This window comes from Streptococcus parasanguinis (genome assembly GCF_015556095.1).
GTDB lineage: Bacteria > Bacillota > Bacilli > Lactobacillales > Streptococcaceae > Streptococcus > Streptococcus parasanguinis_Q.
In genome coordinates this window covers 82,147-108,116 of the sequence record NZ_JADNLT010000002.1, presented here as the reverse complement: position 1 = coordinate 108,116, position 25,970 = coordinate 82,147, and the positions used below count along the sequence as shown (strand labels likewise).

Sequence of the window (25,970 nt, the reverse complement as noted above, 5' to 3'; positions counted from 1 at the left end):
TTTATCATGTTTATATAAAAAAGTCACCTTGCATTTGTGTTACAAGGTGATGACAGGTTGTGAGAAAAAGTCTCGTTAACGATCTTCATTATAGTGATTCAAATAGGACGCTCGGACTAAATCTCATTGATATACTTTTATTCACTGATCACTGCTTCTCTTCTGAACCATCCGAATATCTTACCCTTACTCTTGATTTTGTCGTTCCTCTCCTAGAATCCATAAAGCTCTGAAATTCCTCATCTTCATTATGATAGACCCCTATCTTAATTTTATTCGCATCTTTATCATAAGCTAATACATGTTTCTTGCAAGTCCCGTCAACAAATGTGAGTTTCACCTCAGCTCCCCATGCTTCTGAAGGAATGGAGCTATAGGATGGATTTATAATCTCAATCTCCTCAATACCCTCGTAAGAATTCTTCAAGGTCTTTATAAGGCTAACTTCATACTCTTTATTGCGTCTTGCTCGACAATCCAAAGACAATTGAGAGGCTAGGACTTTTGTCCCAGCCTACTTCTTCACATATTGTTCAACTGGATAATCCGCTGGATCTAAGCGCAGGTTTCCTCCTACCACTAGTTGAGCTAGATGCCAACCAATGAGGGGACCTGTTGTGAGACCAGACGAACCAAGTCCACTAGCGACATAGAGGCCTGCTTGATCAGGAACAACTCCCCAAAATGGTGAAAAATCACTGGTGTAGGCACGAGTTCCCACGCGCTCCCCGATAACTTCCGCTTGAGCTAGTTCTGGATAGTAGGCCAAGGCTTCTGTTTCCATCTGATTAAGCAGAGCTTGATCCACCGTCAGGTCAAAGCCCATCTCATTCTCATGAGTGGCTCCCATACTGATCTTGCCCTTTTGAAAGGGAATGATATCCAGCTCTCCTTCAGGCATGACCACTGGATAATCAGCAGTATCTAAGTCTAGCTGATAATCCCGCAGTTGCCCCTTTTGCGGACGGACATCAACTTGGTAGCCAAGAGACTCGAGCATTTGCCCCAACCAGGCTCCTGTTGCCAGGATAACTTGGTCATAACTTTCTCCTGCAATCTGATAGCCATCACTTGAGACAGAGAGAGCAACCTCTTCCTTGATCACTCTTGCCCCACTTGCCTGAAGAAGGGTTTCTGTCAGAAGGGCTCCTTCTACATGGGCTCCACCTGAGGCATAAAGGAGCTTCTCAAAGCCTTGTAGATCAGGAAATTGCTGGGCTACTTCTTCCTTAGTCAAAATTGCCAAGTCCCCGATTAAGGGAGATTCTTCTCGTCGACTCAGCGCCAACTGATAGAGTTCGTCTAATTTTTCCTCATTTTTCTTCAGGAGATAGACGCCAGTCTGCTGGTAAAAATCTGTATTAATACCGTCCTTTGCCAGGTCTTCTACCAATTCTTGGTAAAAATCTGCTCCCAGACGAGCCAGGCGATACCAAACCTTATTCCGCCGTTTAGAAAACCAGGGACTGATAATGCCCGCTGCCGCCTTGGTCGCTTGGCCAACTCCATGGTCGTAGACGGTCACATCCACCTGTGCTTCTTTAGATAAATAATAGGCTGCAGTAGACCCCACGATCCCTGCACCAATAATAGCAACTTTCATCATGACCCCTTAGATATGGTAAAAAGGATTGGTGCTGGCTTGACTGCCAATCACTTCAATCTCCCAGACTTCCTCAGACTTCCACTGATTGAGCTTTTCTACTAATTTTGACACAAAGAGAACTTCGATATGGTGACCTGGATCCAAGGCCAAGAGCCCATCGCTCAGCATGTCCTGAGCCGTGTGGTAGTATATATCTCCTGTGATATAGACCTCAGCCCCTTTAGCGAGAGCATCCTTGTAAAAGGACTGGCCACTTCCTCCACAGATAGCGACACGCTCAATAACCCGATCCAAATCCGCCTGATCATAACTGACTAGGCGCAAAGCATCTAAGCCAAAGGTTTCTTTAACCTTGCTAGCCAACTGTCCAAAGGTTTGAGTAGCTACCCGACCGATGCGACCAATTCCGAGCCCTTCTCCCGTCATACTGAGGGGTTCTGTATCTTCAATGTCCAAGAGCTGGCAGAACCAATCGTTGAGCCCATCTGGGACAATGTCAATATTGGTATGGCTGACGTAGACTGCGATATCGTGCTTGATCAAATCGATATAGATCTGATTTTGTGCCCGATCAGCTACCAGATCCTTGATGGGACGGAAAATGGGCGCGTGCTTGACGATGATCAAGTCCACCCCATGAGCGATTGCTTCAGCCACCGTCTGCTCGCGGATATCCAGAGCCACCATGACCTTTTGGATGTCTTTTTGTAGCGTGCCGACCTGTAGGCCACAGACATCTCCCTCCATAGACAATTCCTGTGGACAGTAGGCTTCATAGCGTTTGATGACTTCACTTGCTAACATGTAGAACCTCCTTGATGTGTGCGATGCGCTCTTCTAACGATGCTCTGGCAGATTGATTCTCAACTGGGACCTGCTCCAAGGCAAAGGTCAATTTCTCCACTTCCTTGAACCACTTTTGGACAAAGGCTGGAGCTTGTTCCTGCATCAAATAGGGACCAAAGCGCAGTTCCTTGGCTGACAACTCTTGAGAACCCTGTTCCACCACAAGGATCTCATAGAACTTCTCATTCTCTTCCAAGATCGCTTCATCAACAATGCGGAAATCATGGTCGACTAACCAAGCCCGCAGTTCATCTTCACGATTATTGGGCTGTAGGACCAAGCGAGAGACATTGGCTAATTTCTCAAGACCTGCGGCTAGGATGTCTGCAATCAAGCGTCCTCCCATACCAGCAATGGTGATACAGGAAATGCCGTCTGCTGGTTCAAAGGCAGCCAAACCATTGGCCAGGCGGACCTCAATCTTGTCCTCTAAACCATTATCGGCGACATTTTGGAGGGCAGATTGATAAGGCCCCTCTACCACTTCACCAGCAATAGCAGCCTCAATCTTGCCTTCTTGTAAGAGGGCGATTGGCAGATAAGCATGGTCACTCCCCACGTCCAACAGACGAGCTCCAGCTGGGACGAAGCTAGCCACCAAGTCCAATCGATTTGATAATTTTGTAAATTCCATGTGCTACTTTCTATACTTTTATTCCACCCTTTAGTATACCATGTTTGCACCATTAAAAAAAGGCGCAACGGCGCCTTGTCTATTATGGAAAGGTATTACTTTAGACTTTCCTTAGGTGAGTCCGGACGTCAGCGAACTTCTTCAAAGTTCCATGACTAAGTTTTGAGTCTAATGTCTCAAAACTTCCGGGCACATGAAACTTATACGTTTCATGTGCTATACTCACGGCGGAAACTCTCGCTATCATCCTCAACAAGCCGATATTAGACTTTAGTCAATTTCCTTATAGTCTACTTCCAAGCCTCGTTGCACTGCTGGGCGATTGGCAATTTTCTCTGTCCAAGCTTGCAGATGCTTATATTCCTTCACATCTAAGAAAATTCCTGCACGGTCCCAGACCTTGTCTTGAGCTAGACGGCCATACCAAGACCAGATGGCAATATCTGCAATGGTATAGTCATCCCCTGCGATATAAGGTTTAGTGGCCAATTCTTTGTCCAGTAAGTCCAATTGACGTTTGGCTTCCATGGCAAAACGGTTGATGGCATACTCGATTTTTTCAGGAGCATAATGGAAGAAATGGCCAAATCCTCCGCCTAAAAAAGGTGCCGCACCCGTCTGCCAGAAGAGCCAGTTAAGCACTTCGGTCCGTTTAACAGGATCTGTCGGGATTAATTTGCCAAATTTCTCTGCTAAATACAAGAGAATATTGGCTGATTCAAAGACCCGAATGGCTTGGTCACCTGATTGATCCAACATGGCTGGAATTTTCGAGTTTGGATTGATGGCTACAAAGTCACTACCAAACTGATCTCCCTCAGCAATCTTGATGCGATAAGCGTCATAGCCCGCATCCACACCCAACTCTTTTAGTTCTTCCAGCATAATAGTGGCCTTGATTCCATTAGGGGTTGGAAGAGTATAGAGTTGGAAAGGCTGATCGCCTTTTGGAAGGCTTTGTTCAAAGCGGGCACCTGCTGTTGGTTGGTTCAAACCTCCCCAGGCTCCTCCCATTTGACTCGGTGCTTCCCATACTTCTGGTAATTGATAGTCTGACATCTTTATTCTCCTTTAATTCGCTACTCCTAGCATATCAAATATTGGGCTCCCTTTCAAAGATCTGCTACGCTAGCTTTACTTGACTTTTCTGGTCAAAATGATAGTATAGAAAAAATACAATTTTAAGGAGAAAACCATGTCCATGATCGATTTTCATAGTTTGGCAAAGACGGAACTTCACTGTCACTTAGACGGTTCCTTGTCGCTTCCAATCATTCGCCAGTTGGCAGCTATGGCCAATATTGACCTACCTACTAGCGATGAGGAGCTCAAGCACCATGTCACTGCGCCTGCCCACTGTGAGAATCTTTTGGACTATTTAGAGGCCTTTGACTACATTCGGCCCCTTCTTCAAACCAAGGAAGCCTTGATGCTTGCTGCTTACGATGTGGCCAAGCAAGCTGCTCTCGAAAATGTCCTTTATATTGAGGTTCGTTTTGCACCAGAATTGTCCATGGACCAAGGGCTCACCGTCCCAGAAACGATCGATGCTGTCTGTGAAGGACTGCGTCAAGCCCAGGAGGAATTTGGCATTGTTGCAAAAGCCTTAGTCTGTGGCATGCGCCAGTCCGATCAAGATCTCACATCTCGCATTCTTGCAGAAGCCAACCAAGTTAGTGATCAGGATTTTGTTGGTTTTGACTTTGCCGGGGATGAGCACAACTACTCTCCAGAAGATATTCGAACTCTAATCGAGCAAGTCAAGAGTTACCATCGTCATATGACGCTTCATGCAGGTGAGTGTCATTGCCCACACTTTGTTGCCCAATCGATTGCATTTGGCATCAAACGCAATGGGCACGTGACGGCTCTATCTCATGAACCAGCCTTACTCCAATCCTTTATTGAGAATGGGGTCACTGGTGAACTCTGCTTGACCAGCAACTTACAGACAAAAGCAGCGCCGACTATAGAGGATTTCCCTTATTTGAAAATGAAGGCAGCCGGAGCTCGGATCAGTATTAATACCGATAACCGGACTGTATCTGATACCGATCTTACCAAGGAATATGCCCTCTACCATCAGCACTTCCAAACCAAGGAAACTGACTTTTACCAACACAATGTCCATGCCATCCAGGCTTCCTTTGCTAGTGACGAGGAAAAACAAGAACTCCTTACCAAGTTAGAAGAAGCCTATGCGGATTATCTATAAACGAAAAAAACTAGCACTTTTATAAAGTGCTAGTTTTTTTAATCTTTCCACAAATCCATGGCCTTCAAGAAATCGTCTGAAACGGTCACATTGCGTGGGTTGGCTTGCTCGCGTTCTTGTAGTTTCGCCTCTACTTGGGCTAGACTGTTGATGCCTTCACTGCGCCAGTTGCGTAAAATGGCTTGGATATATTTCCAATGAGGCTTGCCGTTAAAGACAGCTTCTCGTAATGCTGCCTTTATCACATCTGGATCTGTCTGATCCTCGCGCACAGTCTTGGTCAAGTCTTCAATCTCAAAAGGCGTCAAGAGTCGTCCCAGTTCTTGTTGGAAGGTTTCCACCAAGTCCTTGATGACATTTCCCTTAGCAGGCGCGCTCTGTGCCTTCCCTTGTAATTGGGCTTCTAAAATCTCATCCAAGCGCTCCAGAGCAATGGTCGCATCAAAGATGGCTTCAATCTCGCCATTGAGCTCAATCGTCCGGTATTGAAGAAGTCCCTTGGTGGTCAAATTGGACATAATCCGATTGACCTCTGTCACTGTTTTTCCTAGATGACTAGCAATCTGATTAGGAGTCAAGGCCTCTTGGCCGGTCGTATTTTGAAGGAAGAAAAACTGCCAAACCAAGTAGTCATCTGCTTGGTCAAACAATTCATGATAATGAAAAAGCAAGGCACTTGGAAGAACCAAGTTGCCATACTTAAATGCTTGTGAATATGTCATAATTCCCCTTTATAGGTAACCATAAAATGAAATATCTTTTTCCAATTCTTCCAAGCGGTAAGGTGTTTCTTGATAAACCGCATAGTTGATCCAATTACTAAAGAAGGTCGTTGCAGCTAGATTCCAACGAATGCGAGGCTCTGTATTAGCGTCATCCCCATCAAAGTAATTCTTGGGAACGTCCGGATCCAAGCCCGCCTTGACATCTCGGTGGTATTCTTTTGCCAGTGTATCGCGATCATATTCCAGATGGCCAAAGCTATACACCTCACGCATGTCTGGACTGGCAATGATGGAAAGGCCAACTTCATTTCCTTGCGCGATCACCTGAAGATTGCTCTTTTCAAGGACTTCCTTCAAAGGAACATCCGTATAGCGAGAATGAGGGGCAAGGAAGCGATCGTCAAAGCCTCTCATGAGCAGACTATCGGGACGCACCACTGCCTGGTCATAGATACCCGATAGCTTGTCACAGAGCTCTACTTTTTGAATTCCGTAACGGTGGTACAGTCCAGCCTGGGCCCCCCAACAAAGGTGCAAGGTTGAAAAGACATGCCGCTTAGACCATTTAAAGACCTGGGTCAATTCTTCCCAGTAGTCTACTTCTTCAAAGTCCATCTTTTCGACAGGAGCCCCTGTCACAATCAAGCCATCATAGTAATTCTCCTTGATATCCTCAAAGGTCTTGTAGAAGCTCTCCAAATGCTCTGCCGCTGTATTCTTGGATTCATGGCTCGCCATGTAGAGGAAATCTACATTGATCTGCAAGGGCGTGTTGGCCAGGAGGCGTAGCAGTTGAGTCTCAGTTGCTTCCTTAGTCGGCATGAGATTCAAAATCAGAACATTTATAGGACGAATATCCTGGTGAGTTGCTCGAACATCATCCATGACAAAAATATTTTCTGAACGAAGGATATCGACTGCTGGTAATTTTTTATCTAGAGTAATTGGCATAAAAAGCTCCCATCTTACAAGTTCTTAACTAACATTATATGATAGGAGCTTATAGTTTTCAATTATGGTTTTTCTGTATCCAGTTATAGTAATAGACTATATTAGTAATGCATCAAGACTTTGTAGTCGTAATCGCCGATCGCTTCGCGACCTTTCAATTCATCCAACTCGATCAAGAAGGCACACCCTGCAACGATCCCACCGAGTTTTTCGATCATTTCGATGGTTGCTTTAACGGTACCACCCGTAGCCAAGAGGTCATCAACGATGAGGACACGTTGACCTGGTTTGATAGCATCTGCGTGCATACAGAGGGTATCGACACCATATTCTTTTTCGTAGTCAGCAGAGATGACTTCACGTGGCAACTTACCAGGCTTACGAACAGGTGCAAAACCAATTCCCAATTCAAAAGCGACTGGACATCCAACGATGAAACCACGCGCTTCAGGACCGACGATCATATCGATCTTCTTATCGGTTGCGTATTGAACGATCTCACGAACCGCATAGCTATAAGCATTACCATCTGCCATCAAAGGGCTGATATCACGGAAGGTAATTCCTTCTTGTGGATAGTTTTCAATGCTTGCAATGTAATCTTTTAAATTCATGGTTAACTTTCTTTCATAAAAAATTTTTACATTCCATTATACCATGAATTCTACTAACTTGCATCATTTTTGCCAAATCATTTTCCCAAGCTCCCCGCGTCAAAAGCAAAAATCCCACATCTGAAAAATGATGTGGGATTGGATTCCAAAAAAACTTACTACTCTTCTATCAATTTGTTGTACTCGATTTTCATATCCCCCAAGTTTTTCAAGGAATAACGGGAACTTCCATTCTTGAACCAGGTACCGAGGATGTATTGCTCAGCGACTTTCTTGCTTTGGTTTTTCAACCGCGTGCGGTCTTTGCCGTAGGTGGCAAGTTGATCAAGGAGTTGCTGGTCTTTATAGATTTTGTTATCTGTTTCTAGATATACTTTTTCTTGCACTATAGCTTTTTTATGAGAGTCATAAACAAATCCAAATCCAATCATGGTTTTACTATCCAACTCATGATCATACAAATATAACCAATCAGAAGTTCCCTTAAATACTGTTACAGAAAGATGTTGCTTATCATCAACAATATTTTTGGAAAAAGAGAAAGTTTTATGTCCTTCACCCTCTTGAAAAGTATCATCACTTCCAATGATCTGCGTATAAGGCTTGAACATCACGTAGCGTATCCACCCACCATTTTCAGAGTAATTAATTTCTTCCATGGGGTTTTTGAGGCTCAGGTAGATTCCTAGCCAATAAAGAGCAAAAAGCAAGAAGGGGGTGAGCCAGAGAAACTGTTTTAGGTGTTTTTTCATGAGGCCTGACCTGTCAGATAGTCGTAGATTTCACGAACCGTTCCAAGGGCCATCAACTCCTGCTCTTTCACGGTTTGTTTGAGGTTTTGGTAGATGCTGCTTTCTGCGATTTCGCGTTTTTCTGCTTCTTTATTAACCTTCATGATGCCATTTTCAATGGTCACAAAGCCCAGTTCTTGGAAGATCTGAATCATTTTGACTAAGAGGATCTGCTGGATCTTGAGATAGGCTGCTAGGTCTTTGAGTTTGTAGCGGACATCAAATTCCGGGTACTGGTAGACGGTCTTATAGAGCTTGGCATACTGGTCCCTGCTGCCGTATCCTGTCAGATAGTAGGCTTTGGCGATCTCATTTTTGAAATAGACGGCTTGGAAATCATGCTCTTGGAAGATTTGCCGTAGTTGCTCTAAATCCTCAGGGATATTTCCAACTACAACAGCGGGCTCGCCTGTCAGATCTGGCAGTTCTTTAGTAAAATCAAGAACGGGAACACCTGCGGGGAGGCTGGCATTTTTGGAGCGGATATTAAAGAGCTGCACGCCGTCCACACGCGCATCCACCAGCATGAGCTGAAGAGTCGTTTGACCATTCCATTGGTTGACCGACAACTGCACAGCTAACTCTAGGTCTTGCGACTGTGCAAACTCTGCCTCTAAACTTCCCAAGCCAAAGGCAACCACCTCAAAGGTCGCATCTTCTTGAGAAATTTTGAGTTTCAAGTGGGTATTGCCGGCTCCCATCGAGCGTGCCCCTTCTACCTTGAAATTACGGACCAGAAAGACTGGTTTTTTATTGTCCATGCCAAAAGGACTCAAGCGATCAAAGCTTTTCAAGGTCTCAAGCGTTAGTTCTGTTAGATGCAGTTCCTCGTCGATGGCTAAGCTAGACTTGCTACTGAGATCAATCTCTTGTTCAGCAATGTAATCCGTAAGAGCCCGAGACAAGGCAGGAAGTTGGTCCACCTCCAGCGTCATCCCTGCCGCACCAGCATGTCCTCCAAAGGCGACAAAGAGCGACCGGTGGGGATCGAGGGCCTCAAAGATATTGACCGACTCGGGACTCCGAGCGCTTCCTTTAGCCCGTCCATCTTCGATACTTAAAACAACGACCGGCTGATGAAGCTCTTCTAATAAACGGCCGGCGACAATACCAAGGACCCCTGGATTCCAGCCTTCTTTGGCCAAGACTTGGGCGGACAAACTTGGATCGACCATGGTTTTGGCTTCGTCATAGATGGCTTGGACAATCTCTTTTCGTTCTTCATTCTTCTGATGGATCATGAGGGCAATCTCGTGCGCCTCTTCATCGTCAAAACCAGTCAGTAGTTCGATAGCTGGATTAGGGTCATCGAGGCGACCAAGGGCATTGAGACGAGGAGCAATCTGAAAACCAACCGTTTCTTCATTGACATCCTCCGGACGAATCCCTGCGATCTCCAAAAGCTCCTGCAAGCCCATGCGCTGGGTATGTTGGAGAATACCCAGACCGTATTTGACCAGAATCCGATTCTCATCTGTCAGACTGACCATGTCAGCAATGGTCCCAATTGCTACCAGGTCTAAGAGATCGACTGGTACTTCCTCTAAGAGGGCACAGGCCAACTTAAAGGCCACACCACATCCTGCTAGATAATGGAAGGGATAATCCGCATCTGGATGCTCCGGATGAATGATCGCATAGGCATCTGGCAAAACCTCTGGCATAGAGTGGTGGTCGGTCACGATGACATCGACTCCCATCGCTTGGGCCATGGCAATGGCTTGATTGCCCGCGACCCCATTGTCCACCGTGACAATCAGGGAAATGCCTTGCTGCTCAATAAAGTATTTATAGACACTCTCATTGGGACCATAGCCGTCTGTGAAGCGGTTGGGTAGGTAGACTTGCACCTCTGCTCCCATCTGCTCCAAGGTTTCCTTCATAATAGAGGCTGAGGTCATCCCGTCCGCATCATAGTCTCCGTAGATGAGGATCTGCTCATAATCTTCGATGGCCCGTCGGATGCGCTCCACTGCCTTGTCCATATCATGGAGCAAATAAGGGTCGTGTAGCTTCTCCAGCTTGGGTTCTAAAAAGTCTTCTAAATCCTCTTTGGTCTGAATGCCACGCTCATACAGCAAGGTTGCTACGGACGCTTCCAGGCCTGCTTTTTTGGCAAGGGCTAAAAAGGCCTCATCTGCACTTGGCGAAGCTAACTGCCAATCGTATTTTGAAGTGATCATCTAGCTTTTGGTCTCCTCTTTTTCTTATCTGAATATTATAACATGAAAGGCTAAAATGGCGGGAAATAAAAGGTCGACTTATACAAAAATCAAAATCAACATTTTTCTTTATTTTTGTTGCATTTAACTTGACTTATCACACTAAAAGAATATAATAATGTTGATAATAATCTTTTAAATATGCAATGGGATGATTATTCAGTTAAAATTTGCAACGTTTATTATCACTTTAACATTATGACGCTTGTCATTTCCCTTGTTTTTCTATCTAAACAAACGTAGTTAGAGGGTTTGAGCTGATTTTGTCGGTGGGTTTGTTTTCTTTTAATGCATAAAGAGGAGCATATAATTCATCGATCTATCCTAAACTGAGGCAGCTGGTTTCATGGAGTAGAAATTAGAAGCCTTTCTATTTTGGGATATATCACTATGTAGAAAAGCCTCGGAAAGGGCAGGCAGAAGAAAGGAAATGAGGCCAATTGAAATCTCTTTATAAAAAGATAGTTGCATTTGTAGCTATCATCGGCGTGGTAGCCTTGGGCTTGTCTGTGATCAAACCCGTAAGCGCGGCCACTGTTTCACCAACCGTCACCAACTTAAAGGCCCAAGCAAGTGGACAAAAAGTTATCTTTTCATTTGACTGGGATTTAACTGGTAAATCAGTTAAAGACGGTGATACATTTACCATTGATGCTCCAGAGGGTGTCAATATCACTGAAATCGCAACACAATCACTCCAAGCTAATGGAGCTGAAGTCGCAACCATTTCGATGACAAACAAAAAGATTACTTTTACCTTTAAAAAAGCAATCGAGTCAATGAACGAAAATGTCAAAGGTGGATTCTCATACAAAGCAGAATGGGATAGCACTCCAGGAAATCCTGGAAACAAGACCGCCACTTCTAAAGTCGGTTCAGAATCTGTCATCATTACACGTCCTGACGGTCCTGGCGTATTTGAATCAGTCTTAAATAAATACAACCTTACAGGTGACTATGTAGCTAAGCAATTCAAATTAGACGCATCTGAAAACTATGCATGGATGAATGTTGGTGATGACTACTATCTGACAAAATGGTTCATCCGTATCAACGGGGATGGTAAGAAACAAGCCATCACAAACCCTGTTGTATCGGATAAAATCCAAGCTCCAGCTGTAGATTACTCAAAAATCACTTTTGCTCCTGCTGCAAACCACGCTGCAAATGAATTCTTTGTGGGAACTTACTTGAAACCATCCTTTACATTAAGAAAAGGTGGACAAGTGGTGGCTTCTGGTTGGGACTTCTGGAAACATGTGAAATTCGATGCGGACGGCAATGGATTTACCGTGAATTTATCAGATGTCAGTGATGTCTTTAAAACAGCATCTAGCGATGAATTGATCGTTGAATACCAAACATTAATTCCTAAGACAACCATTCGCGTTGACAACAATGCTACATTGACAGCTGATGAAATTACAACACCTCAAACTGACCCAGCATTCTGGAACAACACTGAATTGAAATTCTGGGTGAGCGGTGATAAAACTGTCACTGTTCAAAAAGAATGGGTTGGAGACGAAGAAGCTGACCGTAAAGATATCACGGTTCAATTGTATGCGGACGGGAAAGCCTTGGATGGGTTAACACAAACCCTTACAAAAGCTTCTGGCTGGAAAGCAGCATTTACGAATTTGCCAGGTATCAAAGACGGTAAGAAGATTGAGTACTCAGTAGTGGAAACTAACACTCCAGAAGGTTACACTTCTAAAGTTGAGAAAATTGATGATGACAACGTGATTAAAGTGGTCAACACTTCAAATAAACCAACTACAACAACCACTACGACTACTACAACCACGACTCAAGAGACTACTACTACAACTACTACTACTCAAGAGCCTACTACCACAACTACTACGACTCAAGAGCCTACTACCACAACAACTACGACTCAAGAGCCTACAACTACAACAACTACGACTCAAGAGCCTACAACTACAACAACTACGACTCAAGAGCCTACTACTACAACAACTACGACTCAAGAGCCTACAACCACAACCACTACGACTCAAGAGCCTACAACCACAACCACTACGACTCAAGAGCCTACAACCACAACCACTACGACTCAAGAGTCTACAACTACAACTACTACGACTCAAGAGCCTACTACTACAACTACTACGACTCAAGAGCCTTCAACCACAACTACTACGACTCAAGAGCCTACAACTACGGTAACAACTACTGATGAACCTAAGACGACTTCAACTACAACTGATGAGCCTAAGACCACAGTAACGACTACCGATGAACCTTCGACTACTTCAACTACTTCTGAAGAGCCTAAGACTACTGTACCTACTACACCTGAGACTCCTGATACAACACCAGAAGAACCAGGAAACCACAATAGTAGTGAGGAAGGCACAACGTCAACAACAACAACTACTACTGCAGAGCCTAAGACTACACCCGAAAAACCAAATAAACCTGATCATTCTGGTACCACAACGACACCAAGTGCGCCAGGTTCAAATGGTGGAAACAATGGGGGAGGTCGCAAAACGCTTCTTCCAAATACAGGTGAAGTTGTTGCATCTGGACTTGTCTTCTCAGGAATTCTTGTCTTAGCAGGTGCTGTTGGAATCAAACGGAAATTGACTGATAACTAATCGTATCATTAGGAACAGTCCTTACTTCTATCAACCCCCTAACGAAGAAACTTCTACTCTCATTCGTAGAAGTTGAAACAAATAAGAGAGAACCGAAAGGTTCTCTTTTTTATCTCGTTTTTCTTTAATAGATAACAAAAACAGCTCAGGGACCTTCATCCTGAGCTGTCGTTTTTTCTATTTTACCTTTTTTACTGATCCAATTTCACAACCTGTCCATCCTTAACGTTGAATTTATAAGTGATGGATTCATGATCTTTATTCTTGAAATCCAGATAATAGAAATCATAATCACCATCTGGAATATCACTGGCATCCAACTTTTTAGCAGCAGCTTTTAAATCCTTTTCCTGGATGGCTTGGTCATCTTCTACTGAGATCATCATACGAACCATCCCCTTTTGAATAAGGGTGGCGTACGGAATCTGGTAATAACCCGCGAAATCATTCTTTCCTTCTTGCCTATTTTGAGCCGCCAGTTCTTCCAACTCTTCTGCAGACTCCTTTTGATAAGAAGAATCAACATTGGAGATAAAATGAAAATAAGAGAGAGTCAGGCCTAAATCCTGCTTTTTAAGCTTATCCAGTAGTTGGGCCTCTTTTTTCTGTACTATCTTCTGCTCTGTAAAAACTTCTTTATAACTTGGAGTGGTTTGTCCATAGGGATCAGACCAGTCATTTTGTAAGAAAGCATGCACCTCAAGAGGTACGGTTTGACCGTCATAGGTTTTCTCCGAATAAGTAAAATCGACATTATAACCTGGAATTTCTAAAGCCTGCCAGGAAAGACGATTAATTTTAACATTTCCATGAAGACCAACCTTAGCAAGCTCACTGCTGACAACTTCCTTCGCTTTTTTATAATCACTCGGTTTCATGATCTTACAACTGGAAAGAAACAGGCAACAAAGAATAAGTGGAATTCCTGCGAATAGTTTGAAATAGTTTGGCTTCATAGCCTGACCTCCTTGTTAAATCCGACCTAATCGATTAATTTTTTACATCATATGGGAACATTTTTTTAATATCTTCTTTCATCTTTTTATTAGGAATTTTCTCTAAATCCATATATTTGAAGAATTCTTCATCATTTTGAACGACATGAACCTTCCCATCTTTAGTATACTCATCTGGTATGGTCAGATTACCGAAGGACTGACCAAAATCTCTAGAGACCACGTAGTTCTGTACTTCATATAAGCGTCTCAGCAATGAGAACTCTGTAGTATCCTTACTTTGATTTAATTCCTTTTTAAAATATTGGAAAAATTCTTTTTTGTTATTCGCAAGATGTTCTTGCCCATCTTTTGAAAGCTCTGCTGGTATCTTATGATACTGTAGGACATCATACCATCCACCTGAACGCTGCTCTGGAACTTTATAAAGCAGTTCCAAAAATGAAATATCAAAGTTGAGATCTTCTGGTCCGAGAAAGTATAGATAGGCATTCTCCCCTTTTGTCGATTCTTCACCCCATTTTACAGTAGTTGGATTATTCCCTTTGCTTAAAATAGAATATACTTTCGGATAGAGTGTTTTCAATGGGATGTCCTTAGTATAATCACTACGATCTGTAAATAACAAACGTGAATGTTGGAGCTGCAATTGTCCTCCTTCAAAATTGTATTCAAATGGATGTAAGTCTTTGTCGCTTTCTCGATTTTCTTTTTGAACTTGTTCATAACCTTTGCCTGATGAGGTTTTCCAAGCGAACTTTCCATCCTTAACATTCATTAACCCTATACGAGATTGATACTCTGTTTGTACATAGATATTTCCAGGTTCTACAATATATTTGTCTTTCTTATCGACAAGAATATCAATCGGAATGTATGTTTCTCCATCATCTGTATCCAACAACATAGAAGAAACTTTAACAGATAAGGGGATATAATTCTTATCCATATCTCGTACTATCTTAAAAACATCATATGTTTTCTTCACTAAGCGCTTGTCCTTGGTATCATAGACATCAATGAGCCAGTACTCTCCCTTTTGTGCTTTATTTGTAGTTAGGTAAGGAACTTGATTACCACGAATATAATATTGAAAATAGAGACGTGGGTCAGATTTTAATTTGTAACTTTCTTGTGCAATGTACCGTTCACTATTTCCACCATTTATAAACCATTCTACTTTAACTTTTGAATTATACGAATATGCTTCCAGCGCCTCATCCACTTCCTCTTTATTATCCCATTGAATGGCTACTGCTTTCCCACCTGCAATAAATTGGGAGTCAACTATGTTTGGACGAGGTTTCCAAGTTACAAATTGTGATATATCACGCTTATGAATTTCATACCGGATGAACCAGCCTCCTGCCAAGGTAACGAGTAATACAAATATCCAAAACTTGATTGATTTAAAAACCTTCTTCATTCTCTCATTTCTACTTTCTGTCCGCATTTTATTACCTTATTTGTTTGTCAGTTTTCTTTAAAGGTTTTCCGATTTTTCCAACCACATATGAATAAATTTTTTAATAATTCATTGATAACTGAAGCTTCTGATAATTTCTTAAACTAACTAACTTTTACAATAAGCTGACTAAAGGTTAGGATTCTTCTTTATTTTTGAAAGACCCATTTTGCATCACCATAAACAACCGTAAATGGTCCATCCCCATCTGTTAAATAGTTAATTTTATATATACCAGATTCTCCTGCTTCAAGGACTGTTGGCTGTTTGTAATTTAAAGTATTATTCAGCATATAAGCAGATTTGCCATGTCCATCATAGAGATCTACATTTGTATAATCTGGAGTATTTTCAATACTGAGAGGTGTTGTATTTGATAGGGTGAATTCGACGATCAATCGATGTTGTTTTTTCTTTGTATCGATACGGTCTTGATCATCCTGAACATCCAAATTTGGATCGTCTGTTACACTATTCAGTGTAACTTCTAAGCCATTAGCAAATAGAACTGGCTCTCCAATCGCATAGCTTTTAACAGGATTTTTTGGGTTAAAATTCTTTAATTTTTCTTTTACCTTTTGTCCATCACTATTATTTCCAGATGGGATGGTCCAAAAGATATTATTCTCATCTTGCTTACCATACTGATTATCTCCCTTCATTTGTTGAGGGATTTGTAAGAGAATAGCCAAGTTTTTTAAATCAATTCGAACATCACCTTGATTTGTCACTTCCATTTCAACTGTGAATTCCGTAGGCGAAGTTTTACTATAAGCATAACCGGATAATGAGGTTGCCTCGAAATTTTTGTTAACTAACTGTTGTAAAACTGTTGAAAGCATGATATAGGAAATATGATCATCTCGATTTATTTCTTTTTCAGCATACCTTTGATGGAATTCATCGAGCCAATCATAGAAGGCTTGATTGAAATCTGACTCATTAGGATTTTTATAATATTTATTCCCTCTCGGTAAAAGCTCTGGGAAGTAAGTTGGTACCTGAATGCGAATAAATACTTTGTTTCCCTTAACTGCATAGCCCTTTAATTCATATTTTTTTCCAAAGCTCAATGCATTCGTCATGAGCTTCAAATACATGGGACCATATATTTTGAGGGGGTACTTCTCACCAAGATATTCCACATAAGTATTTGGATCAAAAGTACTACTGTTTTTTTCAATTTTAGGGATAATATAATCGTTCCAGAGTCGAGTATACATATCCTCTTGATTTTTTGCCCCATTGGCCTTGATTACTGTGTCTATTCCCCTTGGATCTACATAGACTCCTTCAACAACCTGCAAAGCTTTTTGAACCCTTCCTTCCTCAGATAGAGAGGCTTCATTCGGTTGCTGTCCATATATTGAAATACCATCGCTATCATCTGACCTCATATATTGTGGAAGTTTTTCAAACGTTATGTATCTGATACTGTTCTTTGCATCCCAATCAAATGTTGCTGCAGGTCCTGTTTTGTCAAAATGAATGTTTTTTCGATCGATTTTCTTCTGTACTTCTTTATTCGAAGAACCTTGTTTTTCTACAGTTCCTTGTTTGCAGGCACTCAAACATACTGGTATAAGTACCGAACATAAGACAAGGCCCCATTTTATTTTCTTCTTCATTCCATCTCCTCCTGATCTCTTCCTCATTTTACCATCAAACTCCCCTTTTGTCAGTCAAATAGATAAGAGGCTGGGACAAAAGTCCTAGCCTCTCAATTATTTTTGGATTGTCAAGCAAGACGCAGTGGTTGAGTGGGCTCTACTACGCTGATTTCATCAGCTTTTACTGCCCTACTCAACTGTGCGGAGGTGGGACGATGAAATCGAATTCTAACGAATTACCGATTTCTGTCCCACTCTCTTATTTCATATAAATCATCCCTGTACAGGCTTGCTCTGAAAGTTCGACAAAGCCGAGGGACTGGTAAAAGGCTAAATTTTTCTCGCTACGTTCAGTGGCAAGAAGCCGTTGGTAGACATTTGGGAAAGTCCCTAAAGCCTCTTCTAAGAGTTTCTTTCCAATGCCTTGGCGCTGGTGATCTGGTCTTACCAAAAGATCCTGCACAAAAATAACAGAGTGGCCATCTCCTACCAAGCGAATGTAGGCGACGAGCTCTTTCTCATCATAGACTGCCAACTGCCAGAGACTGGCTTTGACAGCTTCTTCTAGCATGGTTGGGTTGTTGGTATAATTGGTCCAGCCGACCGAACTGTACAATGCGAGTAGGTCTGTCATCGCTGGAATTTCTTTTTTATAATCTAACATCTTAACTCCTTTTTAAGGTATAGTGCTGGAAGAAGGCGATATCCCTGTAAGGGGACTCTTGACAGACCGCCAACTCCATCTTGAGCATAGACTCTCGCCAGCCTTCTTGGCCCTTGAAGCGATTGTCCTGTAAGGCATAAAAGACTCGAATTCCTTGGTAGTCCTGAACTTCAAGGGCTAGATCTTCAACAGCTAGATCGAGATCATAGGCCTGAGCCAAGCCCATGGAGTGGGTTTCCAGATCGTGGCCTGCTAGCAAATCGAGAGCTTTCTGAGTATCATTTTCAAAAACGACGGTCTGCAGGACGCGGCCAACCTCATTGTGCTTGACAATAGAGAGCAGGCCTCCTGGTTTCAAGAGACGGGTGAATTCCTTGAGAACCACCTTGCGATCCTCGACATACTCCAAGACATTGTGGCAGAAGATGACATCAAAACTGGCCTCTTCAAGACTTGCCAACTGGTCCAGACTCCCAACGAGTTGCTGGTAGGGATGGTCCTGGGCCCGCAAGTCTACCATTTCCTCATTAGGCTCCACAGCAAGGACTTCATTGTCTTGCGCCAAGTGGTTAGTTACAAGGCCAAAACCACTGCCAAAATCAAGCACTCTCTTACCCTTGATGTCCTTCAATTGTTCAAAAAGGATATCATAATAGATCTGTCCCCAGGGTTGCTGGAGGTTTTCTAAATAAGCTTGAATATTTGCAGCCATCGATCTCCTCCTATTTGAAATTGAACATCTTGCAGGCTAGCTTGTCCGAGATACGTGGGAAAAGGGTATAGAGCTTGTGGGTCAGGTTCAAGAGCCAAGGCAGATTGAGCTCACGTTTTGCTTTTCCAAAGTTCTTCACAATCTTCTTAGCCACAAAGTCTGGTTCCAAAATATAGCGATCCACAGCTTTGACATAGCTTCCGTCTGGGTCTGCCTGATCAAAGAAAGTGGTCCGAATGGGGCCTGGATTGACCGTCGTCACATGGACACCAAAGGGCATCAGTTCTAACCGCAGGGCATTGGAGAAGCCAATGGCCGCAAACTTAGTCGCCGAATAAAGGCTGGATTTGGCTGTTGCAACGAGCCCCGCCATGCTGACGATGTTGACGATGTGCCCCTTGCCTGCTTCCTTCATGTGCGCACCCATCAAGCGTGAAAACTGCATGAGGGCAAAGGTATTGACTTCAAACATAGCATGAATTTGCTCATTGGTAATCTGGTCAAACTCTTCAAAGATCCCATAGCCTGCATTGTTGACCAAGATATCGATCTGCCCATAGCGCTGATAGAGCTCTTCTACCAAATCTTGGACGGCTGAAGAATCAGTGATATCGATCCCGATGCATTCAGCTTTAGGATGACTGGCATAGAGCTTTTCCAGTTTTTCTTGATTTCTGCCTAGGAGAAGCAGCCGATCTTCAGGGAGGAGCTTGACCATTTCTTGGGCCAAGCCTCCACTTGCTCCTGTTACGAGAATGGTTCGCATCTTAGATCTCCACTTCTTCCAAATCTTTGACCACATAGACATTTTCAAAAATGCTAGATGCATCCTTGCGCAATTGGCTGATGTCTTTTGATAAGAAGCGAGCACTGATGTGGTTGAGAAGAAGGCGCTTCGCTCCAGCTTCACGCGCTACTTCTGCCGCCTGCATATTGGTCGAGTGGCCGTGTTTCTTAGCAATCTTCTCATCGCCCTTGCCATAGGTGGACTCATGGACCAAGACATCCGCATTGACTCCAAGGCGGACGCTGGCATCCGTCTTTCTGGTATCTCCAAGGATCGTGATAATCTTACCAGGCCGAGGGGCTGAAATATAATCCGCTGCAATGATCTTAGTGCCATCTTCCAGGGTGACATCTTGTCCATTTTTGACCTGACCAAAGAGTGGACCAAAAGGAACCCCTGCTGCCTTGAGTTTGTCTGCATCGAGCGTCCCTTCAAGGTCCTTCTGCATGATCCGGTAACCCACACAGAAAATGGTGTGGTCCAAAGCTTCCGCATAAACTGTGAATTTATCAGTTTCTAAAATCTTGCCCAGAGAATGTTCATCGAATTCATGAAAATGGATGCGGTAAGGCAGGCGAGAGCCTGATACGCGAAGACTAGTCATCACAAAGGATTTGATCCCTACTGGTCCATATATATCCAGATCTGTCTGCTCTTCATTGGCCTGAAAGGCCCGACTAGATAGGAAACCTGGCAAACCAAAAATATGGTCTCCGTGTAGGTGAGTAATAAAGATCTTGCTAACCTTTCGTGGACGAATGGTCGTTTCTAAAATTTGATTCTGTGTCGCTTCACCACAATCAAAGAGCCAGACTTCATTGATCTCATCTAGCAATTTGAGCGCCAAGCTCGATACATTTCGGGCTTTTGAGGGTTGCCCAGCTCCCGTTCCTAAAAATTGAATGTCCATTGTCTACTTTCTATCTATATAAATCATGGCCGTCCGGTTCTCTGAACGGAAAGAAAGGTTGCCTGGGTAGGCTTGCGCTAACTCGAGGAGCTCTTCTTGGTTATATCCTGACAGTTTCAAGCGTCCATCTTCCAAGGTCATCAAGTCAGTTAGGGCTGAGAGGGCTTCTGTTTTAGTGACCCCTTCTGGTTCAGCCTCTTGCAAGCAGATCTTGCCATCTTTTTCAAAGACCAAACAATGTGGAAAGATCTCTGCAATTTCGAATAAAATAGCAGGGGTGATATCCTCTGTTGGATGTTCAGCAAAGACACAGGCTAGCTCTTCATTTACGTAAGCCAAGCCATAAGACTTACCTGATAAATTGAGGCGGATAAAAGGCTTTCGTTCATCAAAGGTTTGCTGAACTGTGAATAAGTCAAATGCCCGGCTCAAGTCCAAGAAATAATCCATGGCCTCCTTGGGGCTCTTCTTTTGGTAGAGCTCAGCAAAATAGGCGTTGATCACACTTGGGGGAGGCGTAATCACACGGAGACGCAATTCCTCAGGGATCGTGCTTAAAAGATTGGTCAGATAGACCCGATCCAGGCTGGTATAACCTCCATATTTTATTGCTAAATCAACGTAATCCGTCATAAAATTCTTCCAACTTCCACTTATTTTTCTCTGTGATATAACCTTGAATGACCTCGACATTCTCTTCAAATTCGCGCTGGTCAATAATCGCAACTGTTTCTAGATCATGTGTCCGATAAGATTTTGAAAAAGGAACGCGAATGGTAAAGGGAACAAAGAGTTCTCTCAGTTTTTCTAGTAGCAAAGCCTGGAGATCTTCACGGGCTGTCTCAGAGCGCGCTGAAATCAAGCTAAAAGGTGTCTGGGTTGGTGTAAAGTCTGCTACTTTGTCTGCTTTGTTGTAAAGCGTCAAGCGAGGGATCTCCAGCATATCCAGGTCCTTCATGATCGAAAGCACGGTCTTTTCATGCTCTTCATGATTGGGATCAGACGCATCGATGACATGGACCAGGAGGTCTACATTCTTACTTTCTTCCAGGGTCGACTTAAAGCTTGATACCAACTCTGTTGGTAGATCTTGGATAAAGCCAACCGTATCGGTCAGTGTCACTTGCAGATTGCCTGTTAGATGGATGCTCTTGGTTGTTGCGTCTAAGGTCGCAAAGAGTTCGTCGGCTTCATACTGGCTCTTACTGGTCAGCTGATTCATAATGGTCGACTTTCCTGCATTGGTATAGCCGATCAAACCAATCTTGAAAACAGGTGATTCCAAGCGTTTTTCACGAAGGGTTTCTCGGTTCTTTTCAACTGCCTTGAGCTGACGCTCGATATCGGTGATTTGATTGCGAACGCTCCGGCGGTTCAACTCTAACTGACTTTCTCCTGGTCCACGAGAACCAATTCCCCCAGCCTGACGGCTGAGCATGATCCCTTGACCGACAAGACGTGGCAAAAGGTATTTGAGCTGGGCCAAGTGCACTTGCAACTTGCCTTCATGACTTCTAGCCCGCATGGCAAAGATATCTAAAATCAACTGCATCCGGTCAATGACCTTAACCCCAAGGATTTCTTCTAAGTTGACATTTTGACGGGGGGTTAGGCGGTTATTGACCACCACGGTCGTAATCTCATCTGCTTCGACCATTTGAGCGATTTCTTCTAGTTTTCCTGAGCCGACAAAGGTCTTGGTGTCGTATTTCTCCCGCTTTTGTGTATAGGAGCCCCGGACATCTCCACCAGCTGTTTTAGCCAGGCTCGCCAACTCCTCCATTGACATATCAAAATTGTCCGTGCCTTGAAGTTCCACACCGACCAAAAGGATGCGTTCTTGTTTCTTTTCTGTTTCAATCATGCTGTAAAAACTCCTTTACATCTGCAAGAACCTGCTCCTTGAAGTGAGGTGCAGAAATGGCGTAAAAGGTCACTTCCATTCGATTTCGAAACCAAGTCAACTGCCGTTTGGCAAACCGCCGCGTATTGCGCTTGAGGATCTCACTGGCTTCCTCAAGGCTCTGCTCTCCCTTAAAGTAAGGAAAGAGTTCCTTGTACCCAATGCCTTTAGCTGCCTGAACCTCCGGATGGTCATCATAGAGCCAACGGGCTTCATCCAGCAAGCCTTCCTCTAGCATGCGATCTACTCGGCGATTGATGCGCTCATAGATCAAGGACCGTTCATCATCTAGACAGATGAGATAGGGGTCATAATCGGTCTCTTCGTTTGCAAGGTCCTGCCCAAAATGCGCAATTTCAAGAGCCCGCATGGCCCGACGGCGATTGAGCTGAGGAATCACAAGTCCTTGCTCCGCCACTCTTTGGTACAAGTCTTCGTCCGACAACAAGTCCAATTGAGCGCGATAGGCCAGAATCTCTTCATGAGGAACTTCACCACCTAAATGATAACCTTCGAGCAAACTTTGGATGTAAAGACCCGTCCCACCTGCAATGATAGGAAGCTTTCCTCGAGCTGTGATATCTTCAATGGCAATCTTGGCTTCTCTTACAAAATCAAAAGCCGAGTAAGACTCGGTCACCTCCCGTACATCGATCAAATGATGGGGAGCTGCAGCTTGCTCTTCTGGTGTCGCCTTGGCTGTTCCAATATCTAGCTTGCGATAGACTTGTTGGCTATCGCCACTGATAATCTCACCATTGAGGGCTTGCGCCAAATCGATCGCAAGAGCTGTTTTTCCAACAGCAGTCGGTCCCACAATCACAATTATCTTGGTTTTCATCGTTTTTCCTTGCAAAATTCACGTTTTTTCGTTACCATATATTATAACATAAATATTTAAAGTTCAGAAAAGGAGAAATTCTCATGGCTAAAGGATTTGGTAAAGGTTTTGTTACTGGTGTTGCTGGTACAGTTGCTGCTGTCGCAGGTGCAGTTTACACATTCAAGAAAAAAGTAATCGAACCAGAAGAACAAAAAGCAGCTTTCATCGAAGAAAACCGCAAAAAAGCAGCACGTCGCCGTGTCTCACACTAATCATTCAAAAAGCTCCGGGAAACCGGAGCTTTTTTTGTGTGGTTGTTAGTTGCTTCTTTTCAGTCTAAAAATGACTGATCCAACTATAAATGAAACAAGACCTGAAATCATAGCAAATAAATGATTTACAGTACCAGTATTAGGTAATGATCTATTCTGCTTACCTTGGACCTTCTGAACAGAAGAAGTTAAGCCTGAATTCGTATTATTAGAATATCCAGTTTTTGATTTCTCTCCTACTACTGTCCCATTGTTCTCTTTACGATCACTATTAGAAGTAGCTTGCTGATCTTTTGAAACATAAGAGTTTGAGTTTATAGTTTTATCACCGGATGTGCTATCCAAATCAATCTCTTTACTTGTTTCCTTATGACTAGTCTGAGAACTTGTTGTTACTTTTTCCTCAGCAGGTTTAATTTCCGTTTTCCCTTTTTCTTTACTTTCACTTTTCTCCTTAGTTTCTTTATTTGTACCTTGTTCGTTATCTACCTTTTGTTCCTCTTTATTATTACTTTCTGGTTTCACCACTGATGGTGTCTCTCCAACTTTAATGATATAGGTGTCTGATAAATTACCTACTGTATCTTCTGTGAATACTTTAAAGACATCTCCTTTTTTTAATACTTGGGTTGATAAAATCCAATTTCCTTTACTATCAGGCTCAACTAAACGTTCTGTCCCATTAGGAAGTATTACATGAATGATTAAAACTTTTGATTTTTCATTTAGTGCATTTTCATCCGTTATATGATGATTAACTAATCCTCCAATTGTATTGTTTCCTTCTATGACATTATTTACCTCTCCAATTTTTGGTGGAACAATATAAGCAGTAAATTCGTTTTTAAAAACTCCACCTGGAGATTTAAAAGTAATAACACCTTTTTCACCATTCTTAAGTGCATGTTCCGCTGGGATATTAAAGTTTATCCATCCAGCTTCGTCTGTTCTACCTTCTATTACATATCCATCAGGTAGTTCAAGTAATGAATACACATTTCTTGGAAAAGTAGTTGAGAACCCCATAAATTTTTGGCTTTTATCATTCCTTACAAATAAAGTACCACTTAATTCCTTTACACCACTATTAGAATTAGACTCATCATCAGAAAAGCCTTCAACTTCTATTTTTTTTGATTCAAATTTATTATTTTTTGAAACCCAGACCTCTGCTTTTCCTTCACCTTTATAAAAATAGTGTTCTTCAGGAATATTTATCGAATAATAACTTTTATCCCCTGTTTCCGCAGATAATTTAGTACCATCTGGTAATAAAACATATACTGTAGAATTTGGATAGGTACGTCCTGACAATTGTTGATAATTGGGGCTAAACTGAATATTTTTTTCAACTTCTGGCGCTTCAACTTCTGATGCTATAATTTCTTTTTCTAAAGTATTACCTGCATTATCACTTGATATGATTTTAATCTTTTCTCCTGGACCGACATCAGGTAGTTCGAATTCCCATCTTCCTTCAGAATCAGTAGAAGTCTCCTTGGTATCTCCATTTGGTAAAATTATTTTAAATGTTGCATTTCCATCTCTATCATTGTAATTTGCTTCTCCATTGATAACTTTATCTCCTGCAATAAGATGAAAATCTGGAATACTGGGAGCCTCAGTATCTGCAACACCATCCGTATCATAACGTGAGTTTCCATCAGAATTAATTTTATAAATTGTAAACCTTTCATAATTCTTAAAAGCACTCCCACTTGGGATCTTCAATTCATAATTTCCTTCTCCATCGGATACAGTCTCTACCGTACCATCATAACCAATTCTTAATCTAGTATTTGGCGTTGTCTTACCTATAACTGACTGGCTACCATCTTTATGATTTTTAAATTGGACTGTGGTTTGGATAGATCCAGATTCTTCCGCACCAACCTTACTAACTAACGCTGGACCACATAGCATTAAGCTCACTAGTCCATACCCTAAAACCTTTTTAACTTTTTTGTTCATAAGAACCTCCCAAATAATACTACAAGTAGTGTTTTTAATAACTATATTCTACACTATATAGTTATAATTGTAAACGCTTAACATATAAAAATGGCTCTTCAAAACTATATTCCTATTTTCTATACTATTATTTAACTATATTTTACTTTCCGCCGTGAGAAAAGTACCTGAAACAGAATCTGTTTCAGGTACTCGGAATTATTGAGAGTAAAACAGTTCGGGGAACTGTTTTAGCCTGAGCTAAGAATTTCAAGAGCGAAGGGGCTCAATAATTAGCTATGGAACTTCGTAGAAGTTCGCTAGCGTCCGCCGTCACCTAAGGAAAGATAAAAAATAAATAAAGATTTCACCGTTCTTTGATCATCTTCGTTGCGATCTCCAAGAGTTCAACTCCCATCTGAAAATGCTCGTCTAACAAATCATAGACGGCATCTTCAGACAAGACACCACAAGGTAGATCTGCTGGAAAGTCCGCTTGATTGGACAGGTCCAAGTCGTCAAAATAGGCCTGACTACTATAATAATCGCGCAGTTGGATATAGCTCTCTTGATGCTCTTTTAGTCGATCCACTGCTTTTTTGGTTTCTTCCAAAGTCTTAGCATAGTCATTCAAATAACCTTCCATCCTTTGGATGCGTTCAATTTTATTCTTTGCAATTGTCATGT

General features: G+C 42.5%; 24 protein-coding genes. 3 read left to right on the top strand and 21 right to left on the bottom strand.

Annotation, left to right across the window (positions count from 1 at the left end; all coding sequences use genetic code 11):
- Positions 1-514: 514 nt before the first annotated feature.
- From I2E70_RS03695 to yghU, 4 genes are all read right to left on the bottom strand, one after another.
- Positions 515-1,606: an NAD(P)/FAD-dependent oxidoreductase gene (locus I2E70_RS03695; protein WP_195423501.1), complete on the bottom strand. Its 1,092-nt coding sequence runs from the start codon at positions 1,604-1,606 to the stop codon at positions 515-517.
- A 6-nt stretch (positions 1,607-1,612) separates the two neighbouring features.
- Positions 1,613-2,410 (bottom strand): Nif3-like dinuclear metal center hexameric protein, encoded by a 798-nt coding sequence (locus I2E70_RS03690; protein ID WP_195423499.1) that lies wholly within the window; start codon positions 2,408-2,410, stop codon positions 1,613-1,615.
- Entirely contained in the window at positions 2,397-3,086 is a 690-nt protein-coding gene (locus I2E70_RS03685) for a tRNA (adenine(22)-N(1))-methyltransferase (protein WP_070595013.1), read from the bottom strand. Before I2E70_RS03685 ends, I2E70_RS03690 begins: the two co-directional genes overlap by 14 nt.
- 270 nt (positions 3,087-3,356) lie before the next feature.
- Positions 3,357-4,145 carry a glutathione-dependent disulfide-bond oxidoreductase gene (gene yghU, locus I2E70_RS03680; protein ID WP_195423497.1) on the bottom strand — a complete coding sequence of 263 codons (789 nt, stop codon included), beginning with the start codon at positions 4,143-4,145 and terminating at the stop codon, positions 3,357-3,359.
- Positions 4,146-4,281: 136 nt separating this feature from the next.
- Between yghU and add the strand changes: the two genes are divergently transcribed.
- Positions 4,282-5,301, top strand: a complete 1,020-nt coding sequence (gene add, locus I2E70_RS03675; RefSeq protein WP_195423495.1) for an adenosine deaminase — start codon at positions 4,282-4,284, stop codon at positions 5,299-5,301.
- Between the two features lie 38 nt (positions 5,302-5,339).
- On the opposite strand, the gene I2E70_RS03670 is transcribed toward add, so the two are convergent.
- The 5 genes from I2E70_RS03670 to recJ all read right to left on the bottom strand — a co-directional run bounded on the left by I2E70_RS03670 (position 5,340) and on the right by recJ (position 10,565).
- The gene (locus I2E70_RS03670) at positions 5,340-6,023 is read right to left on the bottom strand and encodes a DnaD domain-containing protein (RefSeq protein WP_195423494.1); all 684 of its coding nucleotides are present in this window, start codon (positions 6,021-6,023) and stop codon (positions 5,340-5,342) included.
- Between the two features lie 9 nt (positions 6,024-6,032).
- Entirely contained in the window at positions 6,033-6,977 is a 945-nt protein-coding gene (metA, locus tag I2E70_RS03665; RefSeq protein ID WP_195423492.1) for a homoserine O-acetyltransferase MetA, read from the bottom strand.
- Between the two features lie 101 nt (positions 6,978-7,078).
- A complete protein-coding gene (locus I2E70_RS03660; protein ID WP_195423490.1) occupies positions 7,079-7,591 on the bottom strand; it encodes an adenine phosphoribosyltransferase in 513 nt (170 codons plus the stop codon).
- Between the two features lie 158 nt (positions 7,592-7,749).
- Positions 7,750-8,343: a TipC family immunity protein gene (locus I2E70_RS03655; RefSeq protein ID WP_195423488.1), complete on the bottom strand. Its 594-nt coding sequence runs from the start codon at positions 8,341-8,343 to the stop codon at positions 7,750-7,752.
- Positions 8,340-10,565, bottom strand: a complete 2,226-nt coding sequence (recJ, locus tag I2E70_RS03650) for a single-stranded-DNA-specific exonuclease RecJ (protein ID WP_195423485.1) — start codon at positions 10,563-10,565, stop codon at positions 8,340-8,342. The genes I2E70_RS03655 and recJ overlap by 4 nt, the downstream gene beginning before the upstream one ends.
- 479 nt (positions 10,566-11,044) lie before the next feature.
- On the opposite strand from recJ, the gene I2E70_RS03645 reads away from it, so the two are divergent.
- Entirely contained in the window at positions 11,045-13,231 is a 2,187-nt protein-coding gene (locus tag I2E70_RS03645; RefSeq protein ID WP_195423483.1) for an LPXTG cell wall anchor domain-containing protein, read from the top strand.
- A gap of 191 nt (positions 13,232-13,422) precedes the next feature.
- Here I2E70_RS03645 and I2E70_RS03640 read toward each other — a convergent pair whose 3' ends face one another.
- The 10 genes from I2E70_RS03640 to miaA all read right to left on the bottom strand — a co-directional run bounded on the left by I2E70_RS03640 (position 13,423) and on the right by miaA (position 23,079).
- The gene (locus I2E70_RS03640; protein ID WP_195423481.1) at positions 13,423-14,187 is read right to left on the bottom strand and encodes a hypothetical protein; all 765 of its coding nucleotides are present in this window, start codon (positions 14,185-14,187) and stop codon (positions 13,423-13,425) included.
- A 34-nt stretch (positions 14,188-14,221) separates the two neighbouring features.
- Positions 14,222-15,613 (bottom strand): hypothetical protein, encoded by a 1,392-nt coding sequence (locus tag I2E70_RS03635; protein WP_195423480.1) that lies wholly within the window; start codon positions 15,611-15,613, stop codon positions 14,222-14,224.
- Positions 15,614-15,801: 188 nt separating this feature from the next.
- Positions 15,802-17,280: a hypothetical protein gene (locus I2E70_RS03630; protein ID WP_229060254.1), complete on the bottom strand. Its 1,479-nt coding sequence runs from the start codon at positions 17,278-17,280 to the stop codon at positions 15,802-15,804.
- A 241-nt stretch (positions 17,281-17,521) separates the two neighbouring features.
- Complete coding sequence (locus tag I2E70_RS03625; RefSeq protein WP_195423476.1) at positions 17,522-17,926, bottom strand: GNAT family N-acetyltransferase; 405 nt, start codon at positions 17,924-17,926, stop codon at positions 17,522-17,524.
- Between the two features lies 1 nt (position 17,927).
- Entirely contained in the window at positions 17,928-18,638 is a 711-nt protein-coding gene (locus tag I2E70_RS03620; protein ID WP_195423474.1) for a class I SAM-dependent methyltransferase, read from the bottom strand.
- A gap of 10 nt (positions 18,639-18,648) precedes the next feature.
- A complete protein-coding gene (locus I2E70_RS03615) occupies positions 18,649-19,404 on the bottom strand; it encodes an SDR family NAD(P)-dependent oxidoreductase (RefSeq protein WP_195423473.1) in 756 nt (251 codons plus the stop codon).
- 1 nt (position 19,405) lies between these two features.
- Positions 19,406-20,335 carry a ribonuclease Z gene (gene rnz / locus I2E70_RS03610; protein WP_003011107.1) on the bottom strand — a complete coding sequence of 310 codons (930 nt, stop codon included), beginning with the start codon at positions 20,333-20,335 and terminating at the stop codon, positions 19,406-19,408.
- Between the two features lie 3 nt (positions 20,336-20,338).
- On the bottom strand, positions 20,339-20,968 hold the full coding sequence (locus I2E70_RS03605) for a cystathionine beta-lyase (RefSeq protein WP_195423471.1): 630 nt from the start codon (positions 20,966-20,968) through the stop codon (positions 20,339-20,341).
- Entirely contained in the window at positions 20,952-22,199 is a 1,248-nt protein-coding gene (hflX, locus tag I2E70_RS03600; protein WP_195423469.1) for a GTPase HflX, read from the bottom strand. The genes I2E70_RS03605 and hflX overlap by 17 nt, the downstream gene beginning before the upstream one ends.
- Complete coding sequence (gene miaA, locus I2E70_RS03595; RefSeq protein ID WP_195423467.1) at positions 22,192-23,079, bottom strand: tRNA (adenosine(37)-N6)-dimethylallyltransferase MiaA; 888 nt, start codon at positions 23,077-23,079, stop codon at positions 22,192-22,194. The genes hflX and miaA overlap by 8 nt, the downstream gene beginning before the upstream one ends.
- Positions 23,080-23,162: 83 nt before the next feature.
- On the opposite strand from miaA, the gene I2E70_RS03590 reads away from it, so the two are divergent.
- Complete coding sequence (locus tag I2E70_RS03590; protein WP_003002781.1) at positions 23,163-23,333, top strand: DUF3042 family protein; 171 nt, start codon at positions 23,163-23,165, stop codon at positions 23,331-23,333.
- Between the two features lie 45 nt (positions 23,334-23,378).
- Here I2E70_RS03590 and I2E70_RS03585 read toward each other — a convergent pair whose 3' ends face one another.
- Positions 23,379-25,304, bottom strand: coding sequence for an LPXTG cell wall anchor domain-containing protein (locus tag I2E70_RS03585; RefSeq protein WP_195423465.1), 1,926 nt, complete (start codon positions 25,302-25,304; stop codon positions 23,379-23,381).
- 346 nt (positions 25,305-25,650) lie between these two features.
- Entirely contained in the window at positions 25,651-25,968 is a 318-nt protein-coding gene (locus I2E70_RS03580) for a DUF4298 domain-containing protein (RefSeq protein ID WP_024054950.1), read from the bottom strand.
- Positions 25,969-25,970 lie beyond the last annotated feature (2 nt).

Bases quoted from the DNA above. Each gene is read 5' to 3' on its own strand.
- I2E70_RS03695 (WP_195423501.1), bottom strand. From the start codon at position 1,606: ATGATGAAAGTTGCTATTATTGGTGCAGGGATCGTGGGGTCTACTGCA.
- I2E70_RS03690 (WP_195423499.1), bottom strand. From the start codon at position 2,410: ATGTTAGCAAGTGAAGTCATCAAACGCTATGAAGCCTACTGTCCACAG.
- I2E70_RS03685 (WP_070595013.1), bottom strand. From the start codon at position 3,086: ATGGAATTTACAAAATTATCAAATCGATTGGACTTGGTGGCTAGCTTC.
- yghU (WP_195423497.1), bottom strand. From the start codon at position 4,145: ATGTCAGACTATCAATTACCAGAAGTATGGGAAGCACCGAGTCAAATG.
- add (WP_195423495.1), top strand. From the start codon at position 4,282: ATGTCCATGATCGATTTTCATAGTTTGGCAAAGACGGAACTTCACTGT.
- I2E70_RS03670 (WP_195423494.1), bottom strand. From the start codon at position 6,023: ATGACATATTCACAAGCATTTAAGTATGGCAACTTGGTTCTTCCAAGT.
- metA (WP_195423492.1), bottom strand. From the start codon at position 6,977: ATGCCAATTACTCTAGATAAAAAATTACCAGCAGTCGATATCCTTCGT.
- I2E70_RS03660 (WP_195423490.1), bottom strand. From the start codon at position 7,591: ATGAATTTAAAAGATTACATTGCAAGCATTGAAAACTATCCACAAGAA.
- I2E70_RS03655 (WP_195423488.1), bottom strand. From the start codon at position 8,343: ATGAAAAAACACCTAAAACAGTTTCTCTGGCTCACCCCCTTCTTGCTT.
- recJ (WP_195423485.1), bottom strand. From the start codon at position 10,565: ATGATCACTTCAAAATACGATTGGCAGTTAGCTTCGCCAAGTGCAGAT.
- I2E70_RS03640 (WP_195423481.1), bottom strand. From the start codon at position 14,187: ATGAAGCCAAACTATTTCAAACTATTCGCAGGAATTCCACTTATTCTT.
- I2E70_RS03635 (WP_195423480.1), bottom strand. From the start codon at position 15,613: ATGAAGAAGGTTTTTAAATCAATCAAGTTTTGGATATTTGTATTACTC.
- I2E70_RS03630 (WP_229060254.1), bottom strand. From the start codon at position 17,280: ATGAAGAAGAAAATAAAATGGGGCCTTGTCTTATGTTCGGTACTTATA.
- I2E70_RS03625 (WP_195423476.1), bottom strand. From the start codon at position 17,926: ATGTTAGATTATAAAAAAGAAATTCCAGCGATGACAGACCTACTCGCA.
- I2E70_RS03620 (WP_195423474.1), bottom strand. From the start codon at position 18,638: ATGGCTGCAAATATTCAAGCTTATTTAGAAAACCTCCAGCAACCCTGG.
- I2E70_RS03615 (WP_195423473.1), bottom strand. From the start codon at position 19,404: ATGCGAACCATTCTCGTAACAGGAGCAAGTGGAGGCTTGGCCCAAGAA.
- rnz (WP_003011107.1), bottom strand. From the start codon at position 20,335: ATGGACATTCAATTTTTAGGAACGGGAGCTGGGCAACCCTCAAAAGCC.
- I2E70_RS03605 (WP_195423471.1), bottom strand. From the start codon at position 20,968: ATGACGGATTACGTTGATTTAGCAATAAAATATGGAGGTTATACCAGC.
- hflX (WP_195423469.1), bottom strand. From the start codon at position 22,199: ATGATTGAAACAGAAAAGAAACAAGAACGCATCCTTTTGGTCGGTGTG.
- miaA (WP_195423467.1), bottom strand. From the start codon at position 23,079: ATGAAAACCAAGATAATTGTGATTGTGGGACCGACTGCTGTTGGAAAA.
- I2E70_RS03590 (WP_003002781.1), top strand. From the start codon at position 23,163: ATGGCTAAAGGATTTGGTAAAGGTTTTGTTACTGGTGTTGCTGGTACA.
- I2E70_RS03585 (WP_195423465.1), bottom strand. From the start codon at position 25,304: ATGAACAAAAAAGTTAAAAAGGTTTTAGGGTATGGACTAGTGAGCTTA.
- I2E70_RS03580 (WP_024054950.1), bottom strand. From the start codon at position 25,968: ATGACAATTGCAAAGAATAAAATTGAACGCATCCAAAGGATGGAAGGT.